At 39.2% G+C, this 12491-nt stretch carries 13 protein-coding genes; 6 read left to right on the top strand and 7 right to left on the bottom strand.

The window, feature by feature from the left end:
• Positions 1-154: 154 nt before the first annotated feature.
• Entirely contained in the window at positions 155-1534 is a 1380-nt protein-coding gene (locus tag ACX1N5_RS12720) for an ABC1 kinase family protein (RefSeq protein ID WP_458802524.1), read from the top strand.
• Between the two features lie 202 nt (positions 1535-1736).
• Here ACX1N5_RS12720 and ACX1N5_RS12725 read toward each other — a convergent pair whose 3' ends face one another.
• Positions 1737-2846, bottom strand: a complete 1110-nt coding sequence (locus ACX1N5_RS12725) for an S-(hydroxymethyl)glutathione dehydrogenase/class III alcohol dehydrogenase (RefSeq protein WP_131381735.1) — start codon at positions 2844-2846, stop codon at positions 1737-1739.
• Between the two features lie 718 nt (positions 2847-3564).
• Between ACX1N5_RS12725 and ACX1N5_RS12730 the strand changes: the two genes are divergently transcribed.
• Positions 3565-4869, top strand: a complete 1305-nt coding sequence (locus ACX1N5_RS12730; RefSeq protein ID WP_004904854.1) for a dicarboxylate/amino acid:cation symporter — start codon at positions 3565-3567, stop codon at positions 4867-4869.
• A gap of 55 nt (positions 4870-4924) precedes the next feature.
• Here the strand turns inward: ACX1N5_RS12730 and ACX1N5_RS12735 are convergent, their stop codons facing one another.
• From ACX1N5_RS12735 to ACX1N5_RS12745, 3 genes are all read right to left on the bottom strand, one after another.
• Entirely contained in the window at positions 4925-5416 is a 492-nt protein-coding gene (locus ACX1N5_RS12735) for a hypothetical protein (RefSeq protein WP_458802528.1), read from the bottom strand.
• An 87-nt stretch (positions 5417-5503) separates the two neighbouring features.
• Positions 5504-6898, bottom strand: coding sequence for a class II fumarate hydratase (fumC, locus tag ACX1N5_RS12740; protein WP_004751857.1), 1395 nt, complete (start codon positions 6896-6898; stop codon positions 5504-5506).
• 106 nt (positions 6899-7004) lie between these two features.
• Positions 7005-8006, bottom strand: a complete 1002-nt coding sequence (locus ACX1N5_RS12745; RefSeq protein WP_458802530.1) for an SDR family NAD(P)-dependent oxidoreductase — start codon at positions 8004-8006, stop codon at positions 7005-7007.
• Positions 8007-8096: 90 nt separating this feature from the next.
• On the opposite strand from ACX1N5_RS12745, the gene tusD reads away from it, so the two are divergent.
• From tusD to ACX1N5_RS12765, 4 genes are read left to right on the top strand one after another with little or no spacing between them, the layout of a single operon-like run.
• Complete coding sequence (gene tusD, locus ACX1N5_RS12750) at positions 8097-8465, top strand: sulfurtransferase complex subunit TusD (protein ID WP_458802532.1); 369 nt, start codon at positions 8097-8099, stop codon at positions 8463-8465.
• A gap of 42 nt (positions 8466-8507) precedes the next feature.
• Complete coding sequence (locus ACX1N5_RS12755; RefSeq protein ID WP_004751854.1) at positions 8508-8858, top strand: hypothetical protein; 351 nt, start codon at positions 8508-8510, stop codon at positions 8856-8858.
• A 5-nt stretch (positions 8859-8863) separates the two neighbouring features.
• On the top strand, positions 8864-9145 hold the full coding sequence (locus tag ACX1N5_RS12760; RefSeq protein WP_458802534.1) for a hypothetical protein: 282 nt from the start codon (positions 8864-8866) through the stop codon (positions 9143-9145).
• 11 nt (positions 9146-9156) lie between these two features.
• Positions 9157-9468: a TusE/DsrC/DsvC family sulfur relay protein gene (locus ACX1N5_RS12765; protein WP_458802536.1), complete on the top strand. Its 312-nt coding sequence runs from the start codon at positions 9157-9159 to the stop codon at positions 9466-9468.
• Positions 9469-9510: 42 nt separating this feature from the next.
• Here the strand turns inward: ACX1N5_RS12765 and ACX1N5_RS12770 are convergent, their stop codons facing one another.
• The 3 genes from ACX1N5_RS12770 to ACX1N5_RS12780 form a co-directional block, all read right to left on the bottom strand.
• Entirely contained in the window at positions 9511-11376 is a 1866-nt protein-coding gene (locus ACX1N5_RS12770) for a SurA N-terminal domain-containing protein (RefSeq protein ID WP_458802538.1), read from the bottom strand.
• A 130-nt stretch (positions 11377-11506) separates the two neighbouring features.
• Complete coding sequence (locus tag ACX1N5_RS12775) at positions 11507-11779, bottom strand: HU family DNA-binding protein (RefSeq protein ID WP_004751847.1); 273 nt, start codon at positions 11777-11779, stop codon at positions 11507-11509.
• Between the two features lie 150 nt (positions 11780-11929).
• Positions 11930-12358: a phasin family protein gene (locus ACX1N5_RS12780; RefSeq protein WP_228259291.1), complete on the bottom strand. Its 429-nt coding sequence runs from the start codon at positions 12356-12358 to the stop codon at positions 11930-11932.
• Between the last annotated feature and the right edge of the window lie 133 nt (positions 12359-12491).

The following is a 12491-nucleotide window of genomic DNA, read 5'->3' on the forward strand; positions in this document are numbered from 1 at the left end:
TATATTATGAACATACTTTTAGTAACAGTACAAAACTCTGCAAAATCCCACAAGAATCTCGACATTCAACGGTTTTAATACGCACGAAAAGCTTTTTTTTCGCTACAATAAAAGGCTTATGCTCAAATTTCCGTTCTCTTAAGGATTGTGTTCGATGTCAGATCAGAAAGATAAGTTAAAGAATTTAAAAACATCTTCTATAGATCGACGTTTATCCATTGTAAAAGCATCTTTATTGGCAGGTACACGCTGGGCAACATCGAATGCGACCACTATATTTTCAAGTGACGAAGAAAAAGAGCGTAAGCGCAAAAAAACACTCAAAGAGCAAGCGGACTATTTAGTTTCTGAAATTGGCAAACTCAAAGGTTCAATTGTTAAAATTGGGCAAATGATGGCACTCTACGGTGAACACTTTCTCCCTGAAGAAATCACCCAAGCCTTAAGCACGTTAAATAATCAAACAATGGCACTGGAATGGAGCGCAATTCAACCTCATTTAAAAAATGAGCTGGGTGAAAAATATTATGAGCTAGAAATCAATCCTGAACCGATTGGTACAGCATCTTTGGCACAGGTTCATCGCGCCAAAAGAAAATCTGACGGTTTAGATATTGCACTCAAAATACAATATCCAGGTGTTGCCAATGCTATTGATTCAGATATGAATCTATTTAGAAGCATGATTCGACTCACCAATATGGTGCCTCAAACCCGTGAATTTGATCAATGGTTTGAAGAAGTGCGTGAAATGATGCATCGAGAGGTGAGTTATGATGTTGAAGCAGCAACGACACAGCGTTTTGCTCAATATCTAGAATATGACCACCGTTATATCGTACCTCAAATCATTGATCGTTATTGTACCCAGCAGATTCTTTGCATGAGCTTTGAAGAAGGCATTCCCGTCAATAGCCCTGTCATGCTCGCATTACCACAAGAACGCCGCAATCAGCTTGGCGAAGCCTCTCTTGAAATTGCGATTCGCGAGTTGTTTGAATGGGGTGAAATGCAAACCGACCCTAATTTTGGTAATTACCTTGTTCGTTTAGGCGATGGACAAGATATTCCTGACAAAATTGTACTTTTAGATTTTGGTGCCATTCGCCAGTTTGACCAGAACCTACTCGATGTGGCACATAACCTGATTAGTGCAGGTTATCAGCATAACCTCGAACAAATGGTACAGGCCATGACGGGTTATGATTTCTTTAATAATATCCCTGCCAGTATTAAGCCAGATATGGCAAAAGTATTTTTGCTGGCGACTGAACCATTTAGCAGTTTACAAAACAACCCTGACCTTCCAAAAGGTGTAATGGACGAACACAACCGTTATAACTGGAAAGCCAGCCAACTACATAGCCGCGTCATGCAACGCGCCAGTAAATCAATGGCTTCACGTTATTTTAGTGTTCCACCTAAAGAGTTTATGTTTATTAGCCGTAAGTTCATTGGTGCATATACGTTTATGACTGTTTTAGATGCGCAGACCAATATTCGGAAAATGGTTATCCCCTTTCTACGATCATAAAAAAGAAAAAACCTCAGCTTGTCTGAGGTTTTTTTATCATTAGAAATTTTTTAACCTGAGTTCGGTGACAGTTTTGAGTCGACATATTCAAATATCGGTCAAAATACAGACCTTGCACATGTAGTCCCAACCTCGAACATGCAGCTGTAGTTTCTACATACCTTGTTATACCTACACATTTCATCTCAAACTCAGGTTGATCTTAGTAGTGAACCACACTACGAATTGATTTGCCTTCATGCATCAAATCAAAAGCTTCATTAATTTTTTCAAGTGGCATGGTATGTGTCACAAAAGGTTCAAGCTGAATTTCACCTTTCATTGCATCTTCAACCATACCCGGTAATTGTGAGCGTCCTTTTACGCCTCCAAATGCCGTACCCATCCATTTACGACCTGTGACCAACTGAAATGGGCGAGTTGAAATTTCCTGTCCTGCACCTGCCACACCAATAATAATAGATTGCCCCCAACCGCGATGTGCACATTCTAAAGCCGAACGCATCACATTCACGTTGCCAATACATTCAAAAGAGTGGTCAACTCCCCAACCTGTCATTTCGACAATCACCTGCTGAATAGGTTGATCATAATCTTTTGGATTAACAAAATCGGTTGCTCCAAATTCTTCGGCAAGCTTGAACTTTTCCGGGTTGGTATCGACGACAATAATACGTCCTGCTTTAGCTTGACGCGCGCCTTGAACTACAGCCAGACCAATTCCCCCTAGTCCAAAAACTGCAACACTGTCACCTTCTTGCACTTTGGCTGTATTGTGTACCGCACCAATCCCCGTTGTCACACCACAGCCTAGTAAGCATACTTGCTCCGGGTTGGCTTCAGGATTAATTTTTGCCAACGATACCTCAGCCACAACGGTATATTCACTAAATGTTGAACAACCCATATAGTGATAAACTGGCTCACCATTATAAGAAAAGCGCGTTGTTCCGTCTGGCATAACCCCTTTGCCTTGTGTTGCACGTACTGCAACACACAAATTGGTTTTGCCTGATTTGCAAAATAAGCATTCACCGCATTCTGCAGTATATAAAGGAATAACATGATCACCTGGTTGAACACTGGTCACACCCTCACCAACCTCAACCACGATACCCGCACCTTCATGCCCTAAAATAGCAGGGAATATTCCTTCAGGGTCATCTCCCGAAAGAGTAAATGCATCGGTATGGCAAACGCCAGTATGGGTAATTTTGATCAGGACTTCTCCTGCTTTTGGAGGTGCAACATCAACTTCTACAATTTTTAAGGGCTGACCTGATCCAAATGCAACTGCTGCACGTGATTTTATTTATCCTATTCCTTAAGTTCAAATCATTGATCATGATGATAATACTTTCATCATTATAGTTTCTTTTAAAGCAAATTTAATGCCTATAAGTAAATTTTAGTACACTAAAACTGCAACATTTTCCGGTATTTTGACCTTAAGTCATTTCATAAATAAATACAAACTTATCATGACCATTCATAAGCATACTTAAGAATTTCTTATGGGATTGATGCATTTTTTGCACCATATTAATGCATTTTTTGCATACATAATAATCAGATTCATTATTTAATTTAAAAGAATTTGCCTGAAATTTGACAATTTCCCCCTATTTATTGCCAATTCAGGCTAAATATCTCAAGAAAAACTTAACAATCTACTCTAGATCTCCAAATGCAAATTCAAAAGTTCAATGTAATTTTTCTTAAAAATTTTGTACAAAAAATATTCTGTTCGACTAAAGTATAACTTATTGATTTGGTCGGGTTTCAGAATTAGAAATCGTTTTCTCGACTAACAAAATCCAATCAATATAATTAAATTATTGTTTTTATTTATTTTTTCAAATTTTTATCAAATTTGTTTTATTTATTTAAGTTATTTATTTAATTTCATCATTTCCAAATTTTATGGCTACATTTTAACTTCAAATATTTTTTTAAAGTAAAATTCGTTTTGCAAGTAAACCACAAAATTGGCACCCACTTTTTTGGAATATCTATAGGACTTTATATTAATGGACATTCACGCACATCAACCCAAAGCTCCAGGGGACAAGCCGAAGTTTTACCAAATACTTTATGTTCAAGTAATCTTCGCAATTGCCATAGGTATTTTATTAGGTCATTTCTTCCCAAGCGTTGGTGAAAGTTTCAAACCTTTAGGTGATGCTTTTATTAATATTGTAAAAATGATCATCGCACCCGTTATTTTCTTAACTGTAGTCACGGGTATTGCTAGCATGAACAACATGGGAAGTGTTGGACGTGTAACAGGTAAAGCGATGCTTTATTTTGTCACATTCTCAACTTTAGCGTTATTTGTTGGGATGGTGGTTGCCAATGTGATCCAACCTGGTCACGGCTTAAATATCGACCCTGCAACTTTACACGGCGACAAGGTTTCCGAATATGTCGAGAAAGCGCACGACTCGACTGTCGTTGGCTTCTTGATGAATATCGTTCCAAAAACATTGGTTAGCCCACTTGTTGGTGGCGATATTTTGCAGGTTCTTTTTGTTGCAGTATTGTTTGGTATTGCACTTGCAACAACCAGCGAACACTCTAAACCAATTATTGATTTCTTAAACAACCTGACTACTCCTGTATTTAAACTTGTAGGCATGCTCATGAAACTTGCACCAATTGGTGCGTTTGGTGCAATGGCATTTACAATTGGTAAATATGGTATTGGTTCTATTGGTAACCTGGCATTATTGATTCTCACTTTCTACATTACTGCGGTATTGTTTGTCGTGATTATTTTGGGTGCCGTTGCCAAATACAACGGTTTCTCAATTATTGACTTGGTTCGTTACATTAAAGAAGAACTCTGGTTAGTTCTAGGAACAAGCTCTTCTGAAGCTGCTCTACCATCTCTTATGGAAAAAATGGAAGAAGCAGGTTGTGAAAAATCTGTTGTAGGTCTTGTTATTCCAACAGGTTACTCGTTTAACCTAGATGGTACAAACATCTATATGACGATGGCAGCATTGTTTATTGCTCAAGCATGTAATATTGACTTAACCATTGGCCAGCAGTTAACCCTATTACTCGTTGCCATGATCAGTTCTAAAGGTGCAGCTGGTGTAACTGGTGCAGGCTTCATTACGCTTGCAGCAACTTTATCTGTTGTTCCAGATGTTCCTGTTGCAGGTATGGCGCTTATTCTAGGTATCGACCGCTTCATGTCTGAATGTCGTGCGTTGACTAACCTTATTGGTAATGCGTGTGCAACAATCGTTGTTGCACGTTGGGACAAAGCGTTAGACAAAGAAAAATTAGATGCAACGCTAAAAGCACATAAAGCCCAAAAAGCTTAATATGCAAAATATAAAAAAACCGCATTAAGATGCGGTTTTTTTATGCGAATTAAATTTAGATTTGCCCTTGCAAAATACTTGCAGACATATAATTTTTCCATTGTTCACGCAATGTTGGCAGATAGAATTTTTCACCAATTTCGACCAAATCAGCATCAACCAAAGCATGTAAATCTTGTAAGAACAAATAGTCTAGTTCAACACTCGACAATTTAGCATTCTTCTTGCTGTATTCTTTACGTTTTACCTGTGCTTGTTTCACAAACTGGTCGGCATAAGCACGGTCTTTATATTGTGCGACTGCATTTAGACGCAGTTCAACCAATCCCCAACCACTGAGTAGTAATTTAAAAATCTCGAAATCGCGACAGGTTGATTCCCAACTCATCTTTTCCAGATTTTCGTCTGAAGGTAGAACTGGCAATAGCAGTTCCATGACACTTGGAAGAATCTTTTTAAAATTGAGAATAAATTTAACAGGATGATCACCCGGATAATCTTGAAACTGAACGTGTTGTTGCGTATCGGTTAAATATATATCGAGCATAAAAAAGATCATCAGCAGTAAATATAGAGCGCTATATTGTACGCATAACTCACGCCAATACAAACTGCTGATGTTGAGACATGTCTATTATTTCACATTTGGTGCAACCATTTTTTCAGGGCGTACCACTTCATCAAACTGCTCAGGTGTTACCAGATTAAGTTCTACAGCCACCTGTTTTAAGGTTTTATTTTCCTTATAAGCTGTTTTTGCCACTTTCGCTGCATTTTCATAACCAATCACAGGATTTAATGCTGTCACCAGCATTAAAGAATTATGCAAAAAGTGGTCAATTTTTTCGCGGTTTGGTTCAATACCTACGGCACAATGATCATTAAAGCTATTACATGCATCGCCCAATAACTGAATCGACTGTAACAGGTTAAATGCGATCACAGGCATAAAGACATTTAGCTCAAAATTACCCGATGCCCCTGCGACATTAATCGTAGTGTCATTTCCTAAAACCTGCGCTACCACCATGGTCATGGCTTCACTTTGAGTCGGATTGACTTTCCCTGGCATAATGCTTGAACCTGGTTCATTTTCAGGAATCCGTAACTCACCAAATCCGCAACGTGGCCCACTGGCTAACCAGCGAATATCATTTGCAATTTTGTTCAGGCTCGTTGCAAGGGTTTTTAATGCACCCGATGCAAATACCGCAGCATCACGTCCAGCCAATGCTTCAAATTTGTTGGGTGCAGTGACAAAAGGCAAACCCGTCAGTTGTGCCAGTTGTTTTGCAGCATTTACCGCATAATCTGGATGGGCATTTAATCCTGTACCTACAGCCGTACCACCCAGTGGCAACTCATACAAGCCTTCAAGTGCCTGATTAAGACGTTTCAAACCATGTTCAAGCTGTGAGACATAACCACTAAACTCTTGCCCTAATGTTAACGGGGTTGCATCTTGTAAGTGTGTCCGCCCAATTTTGACAATCTGCTGAAATTCATCTGATTTCTGCTGCAAAGTATCACGCAAGCGTTTCACCGCAGGAATCAGTAGCTCATTAATTTGCACACTCGCTGCAACATGAATCGCAGTTGGAAATGAATCATTGGTCGATTGCGCACGGTTCACGTGATCATTCGGATGAACGGGCTTTTGTGAACCCAAAGGGTTACCCAGCTTTTGGTTGGCAATATTGGCAATCACTTCATTACAGTTCATGTTACTTTGCGTACCTGAACCTGTTTGCCAAACCACCAGTGGAAATTGTGCATCCCATTGCCCTGCAATCACTTCTTCAGCCGCGTCAACAATATAGTTTGCCAGCTCTTGTGGAATCTGTTTCAGCTCTGCATTGGTTAATGCAGCTGCTTTCTTGACCAGCCCCATCCCACGGATCATGGCGCGAGGTAACCGTTCCTGACCAATCTTAAAGTTTTGTAAACTGCGCTGGGTCTGTGCCCCCCACAGCGCGTCATCTGGGACTTCAACTTCCCCCATAGTGTCATGTTCGATACGTGTTTTCATACTTAATGTCCTCTAATTTTTATGATTAATCTTTTTCATCACAAGCTGAATCCAATCATACTCAGTAACAGGCACTCAATAAATAATTATCATTTACTTTTTTTATTTATGCACTACGATAAAATCGCCACTGATCCTGTAACATCTGTGCGACCGTCCGTTGTGCAGTCCAATCTAACACTTGCTTGGCCTTAGTTACATCTGCACCGATCTGATCTAATACTCCTTGATTTAAATGATGTGTAGCATTCAATACCTGAATTTTCGTACCCGTAACATCTTCTGTAGCATGAAGCAGATCAGCAATACTAATCACATCATCTCTGGCAATATTGAATGTTTCATAACAGTGCTGTTGCTGTTTCAGCCATTCCAAAGTTTTTTCCAAAGCATCACAGACATCCAGAATATGCACAAAACTGCGCTCAACTGTATGATCCCGAGTTTTGGCAGCCTGATATAATTCAATGCCTTCACGCTCATGATTCGCAGCTTGCATCAACAATCCCATAATACTCTTTGGTAATTTAGGAACAAATTCTCCCCAAAAACCTTGTTCAAATGCACCAGCAACATTGGCAAGACGTAGAATAGCCATATTCCATTCATTGTCGTGCTGAAACACATCAGCAAGAATTTTTTCCATCATTTGCTGTGACTGGATATAAGGATTAGCACAGCCATAGTTCAGCGGTGTAGTTTCTGACAGCTTTGTTTCAGAACTTCCATAAATCATCAGGCTGGATAAATGCACAAAGTTCCGACAGCCAATCCGCTGCATCATACGAACAATGCTCATTAAAGCGCTTAAGTTATTGTTATAATACTCAATCGGTTTCATGGCTGATTCTTGTAGCGATTTAAATCCTGCACAATGAATCACCACATCAATTGGGTATTGTTCTACAAATTTGGTTAATGCAGGAGTGTTACGCACATCAACCTGTAAAAATGGAATATATTGCCCTGCGATATATTGCAAACGGTCTAAGGTATGCGGATGACTATTGACTAAATTATCCACCAGCACAACTTGTTGCCCTTTAGACAATAAGTGCAATGCAATATGTGAACCTATAAAACCTAAACCACCTGTGATCAAAATCATTGTATAATTACCTATTGTTCATTTTTTTCATGGCTTACCATTACAAGCCCACGCGAGTGCATAGCCATATTCTTTGTAAAGTGATTTGTTATGAGCACCCTAATTCTTGTCACCGCTTCTCCACATTCTGTTTTGGCTTGGCATGCACTAGGTACAGTGCAAGCACTCCAAGCTACAAATCAAAGTTTTCGGGTTTTTTTCTATCAGGATGGGGTCATGGTAGCAAACTCCCTGAACTGGTGTCCTGATGATCAACGCCAACTCACTCAGGAATGGCAAAAACTTGGCATTCGTTTACCCGTTTGTGTCAGTGCGGCGTTGGCTAGGGGCATTACAAATCAAGAAAATGCCGAACGCCATCAATTAACACAATTTAATCTCGCATCAGGCTTTGAACTGGTTGGTCTAGGGGAATTCGCCGATGCTGTTCAAAATACCACTCGTTTAGTTCAATTCTAAAAGCTTTACACGTGTGTTTTGTTGTTTTTAAAAGGTAGTTCTGTGAAAACTGTTCTTGTTATTTTAACTCAAGCCAACCTAATGCAAGCGCAAAGCAATGAAAGCTTGTCTGCAACGATGGTACTGGCAACATTTGGCTGTCAGGTTAAAGTCTTGCTTAAAGATGCGGCATTAAGTCTACTCAAAAACGATCTAGTTTTTAATCCGTCGACACATGCCTTCAAACTCGGCTCAAACATGGTGGATAGTTTCGAGTTTTACGACCTCACGCCAATTTATGTGGAACGCCAGCAGCAACAGCATGCTTTTGTCGAACAAAGTGAACATGAAATTGAGTTTATTGAGCTCAATGCCGAGTTTCTACAAAATTTTGAACACGTGCTTTACTGGTAAATATCATGTCAAATTCAACACTTTTTTTAATTCAGAGCGATTACAGTAAAGCAGCGTCATTGCTCACACAGCTACAACAAATGGCAACCTCACAGGATCAGGTTGTACTCATGGCAGAATCCGTTTTACTGTATGCTGAGCCTGCTTTAGAGTCTTATATACTCTATATCCTCAAAGCAGATGCAGATGTTTTGCCTGAAGTAAAACCTCATCGTCTAAATATCATTGATTATTCAGAATTTTCCAATTTATTATTGCAACATACCCGCTGCATCAGTTTGAAATAATTGAGAGAGACATGGCTTTAGAACTCGACCAAGATGGTCATTTGCTAGATTACCGAATCTGGAATGAAGATATTGCTCAAGAACTTGCAAACAGTTTAGACATTAAACTAACTGCATGGCATTTTGAAATTTTACATGCAGTTCGCCAATTTTATCAGCAATTTGGGCATTCACCTGCCACTCGTCCTCTAATCAAGTATTTAATGAAAAGCGTCAGCCCTGAAATTAATAATACTGTACTACAGCAACAGTTCAATACAGGTTTGGTCGCTCGCCATCTGAGTCGTCTTGCTGGTGTTCCCAAACCAGCCAATTGTTTATAAAATTTATCTGCATAAAAAAAGCGCCGAAGCGCTTTTTTTATTTTATTTGATCTTTGCTTTTGATTTCAGATATTCAACATAATCTGCAAGCTCCTGCTCACTACGACTTTGCTGATACCAGTTTTGCAATTGCTGCATTTGTTCTGCACTAATCGCTTTCGCATCCATTGGTACAACCTTAGACACAGCAATCACAATCATCTCATTTGGTAAAGTTGTTGTTCCAACTGACCACATCCCTTCTTTTGGCGCTGGTAAAGTGAATGCAATGTTAGACACTTCTTTCTTCAAGCCTTGGCGTGGGAATATCCCTGCTTTCTCGAATTTAATGCTTGATGACTGTACCTGAGCAGCGGGCTGGGTTTTAAAACCATTGAATGTTGCTGCTAAGCGCTGTTTAGCTACCACCTCTGCTTTTTGATCAAGCACTTTTGCACGAATCGCAGCAGTCGCCTGAGCTAAAGATTGTGTACCAGCAGCATGATAGTTGCGAACTTTAACCCAAACTACACTACCATTTGCCAACTGAATGCTACTTGATGCATTACGATCACCATTTTTCACATCATCATTAAAGAGTTTACTTTTAACAGTTGTATCACTTAAGTAGGGATCTTTAGTCCAGACTGTTACTGCTTTTACAGATTGTACTTTGGCAGTTTTTACCTGTTGGGTCACAACATCTAAAGCATCATTGCTAATGACAGTGTCATTTAATTTATTGACAACATCACTAAACGCATTGGCTTTTTTGCTTTTCTCAATATCTGCAACCAATTGCGATTTCACTGTTTCCAGTGATGCAATTTTCGCATTTGGCGTTTTCACTTCAATAATGTGATAACCAAAACTTGTTTTTACTGGTTGTGAAACCTGATTATCTGCCAGAGTAGCAACAGCACCATCAAACTCTTTTGAGCCTAACGTACCTGCTTTATAACCATCCAGTAAACCACCTTTATCTTTCGATGTCGGATCTTCAGAATACTGTTTTGCAGCATCTGCAAAGGACATGCCCGCTTTAATTTTTGCTTCAACATCATTGGCAAGTTTCAATGCAGCAGCATCACCGCGATTATCATGGCTAATTAAAATATGGCGAACTTCTTTTGCCACATTTTTCTTCTGAGTCACTAGATATTTGCTATATGCCTGCTGAATTTCAACATCTGTTGGTGCGGCAGTCGATGTATTCATCATGGCTGGTGTTAACACCACGTAGTCAACATCAACACTCGCGTTTTGTTTAAAATTACTTTTGTGTTTATTGTAATAGTCAGCAATTTCCTGGGCACTAACCGTTAACCCTTTTTTATATTCATCAAGTTTAATGCTTGCCAAATAAATCTCACGCTGCTCAGTTTGAGTTGCTGCCAAGCGCTGAATATCATTTTTGTCGAGTAATGTATAATTAGAAATCGTTCCTGAAAGCATTTTTAATGCCTGATCTTTACGCAAATTTGCAATTAACATTTCTTTGGTCATGCCACTGCTACGCAAATAATTACCAAAAGCCTGATCACTGAATTCACCATTCACTTGAAATTCAGGGACTTGCGACAACATTGCAACAAACTGCGTATCGCTTAGATTCAAGCCCATTTTCTGTGCTTGTTGAAGCAATAACTGACGAGCAATTAGGGTATCTAGTGCATTATTACGAATCGCATCCATATTGAGTAAAGATGCATCACCTTGAACATATTGCAAATATTGCTGTTGATAAGCTTTCACCAAATCATCAAGATCTTTATTGGTAATGTCTTGACCATTTACTGTTTTAGCTACATCGGTTTTTTTCGATCCACTAAAATATCCTTCAATACCTACTAACGCTAAAGGAGTCAGGAATAACACCAGCAATGCGATGCCCAACCAACCTTTGATCAGTTTACGAAACGATTCCATAAGTATTCCAATATTTTATTTGTGTGCGATTTTAACTGAAATCTATAAATGAATGAACGGATTTGCCTTGATTATTTCGCCAATTCAATAAAAAACGCGCCTTTAGGCGCGCTTAATTGGCTGTCTCATCTTATGCAACAGCGTCTTTCAAGCCTTTACCTGCTTTAAAGCTAGGTACTTTGCTGGCTTCAATGTGCAATTCTGCACCAGTTTTTGGATTGCGACCTGTACGCGCACTGCGTTCTTTCACGCTAAATGTACCAAAGCCCACTAAAGTTACTGTGTCACCCGCTTTTAACGCTTCAGAGATAGAAGCAATAGTCGCATCCAATGCTTTTCCTGCATCAGTTTTAGACAATCCCCCTTTTGTAGCAATCGCATCAATTAATTCTGATTTATTCATGAAGATTACGTCCTCTTAATTTGGTTGTTAAAGATCCAAGGCTTTCGTATATAACCATACCGCCTTTATAGCAATGCTTGAGGTAAAAAGGCAATACTCATCAAATGCTTTTATAAGATTTTCCCTGCAAAAAACCATGAAAATGCACATTTATTGAGAGCTTTTTGAAAGCTGCTGTCGCAATGCCTGATTTTCTTCAATTAATGTGTCAACTTTACTGTGTAGCGATAGAATCAATTGTTCTAGATGCTGAATGTCTTTACTTGACGCCAATCCCAAGCGATTAAGTGAGGTGTTAACACTCTGATCCAGTATTTTTTCGACTTTGTCTTTGGTTTCATAAACCGATTCTAAAGCTTTATCTGTCACTTTGGTCACAGTCTGATCTGCAAAATCCAACGTCTTGGCTTCGAGCTCTTCTCCCACTTTGACCAGTGAGTCAAAAAATTTATTACCCTCTTCTTCAGCACGTGAAAATGCGCCTAACCCTGCCAGCCAAATTTGTTGAGTATATTTGCGAAAATCCAAAGCAGTTTTTTGATTCTGCTTATTTTTTTTCACTTGTGGTTCAACTGTCATATCATCAGATTCATTTTGCTGTTTTATTGTGCTTTTACTCATGCAGCTCCCCCTCTCTTTGTATATCAACAACTGCTTTGCGCATAATCACGTTATAATAACAAAGATATGACTTGAACATTTCCCCAAACTG

Source organism: Acinetobacter sp. ANC 4636, from assembly GCF_054454555.1.

What these genes read in the sequence shown, in the direction of transcription:
- ACX1N5_RS12735 (WP_458802528.1), bottom strand. Translation starts at nt 5,416, where the DNA reads ATGCTCGATATATATTTAACCGATACGCAACAACACGTTCAGTTTCAA.
- ACX1N5_RS12760 (WP_458802534.1), top strand. Translation starts at nt 8,864, where the DNA reads ATGTCAAATTCAACACTTTTTTTAATTCAGAGCGATTACAGTAAAGCA.
- ACX1N5_RS12730 (WP_004904854.1), top strand. Translation starts at nt 3,565, where the DNA reads ATGGACATTCACGCACATCAACCCAAAGCTCCAGGGGACAAGCCGAAG.
- ACX1N5_RS12780 (WP_228259291.1), bottom strand. Translation starts at nt 12,358, where the DNA reads ATGACAGTTGAACCACAAGTGAAAAAAAATAAGCAGAATCAAAAAACT.
- tusD (WP_458802532.1), top strand. Translation starts at nt 8,097, where the DNA reads ATGAGCACCCTAATTCTTGTCACCGCTTCTCCACATTCTGTTTTGGCT.
- ACX1N5_RS12765 (WP_458802536.1), top strand. Translation starts at nt 9,157, where the DNA reads ATGGCTTTAGAACTCGACCAAGATGGTCATTTGCTAGATTACCGAATC.
- fumC (WP_004751857.1), bottom strand. Translation starts at nt 6,898, where the DNA reads ATGAAAACACGTATCGAACATGACACTATGGGGGAAGTTGAAGTCCCA.
- ACX1N5_RS12775 (WP_004751847.1), bottom strand. Translation starts at nt 11,779, where the DNA reads ATGAATAAATCAGAATTAATTGATGCGATTGCTACAAAAGGGGGATTG.
- ACX1N5_RS12720 (WP_458802524.1), top strand. Translation starts at nt 155, where the DNA reads ATGTCAGATCAGAAAGATAAGTTAAAGAATTTAAAAACATCTTCTATA.
- ACX1N5_RS12745 (WP_458802530.1), bottom strand. Translation starts at nt 8,006, where the DNA reads ATGATTTTGATCACAGGTGGTTTAGGTTTTATAGGTTCACATATTGCA.
- ACX1N5_RS12770 (WP_458802538.1), bottom strand. Translation starts at nt 11,376, where the DNA reads ATGGAATCGTTTCGTAAACTGATCAAAGGTTGGTTGGGCATCGCATTG.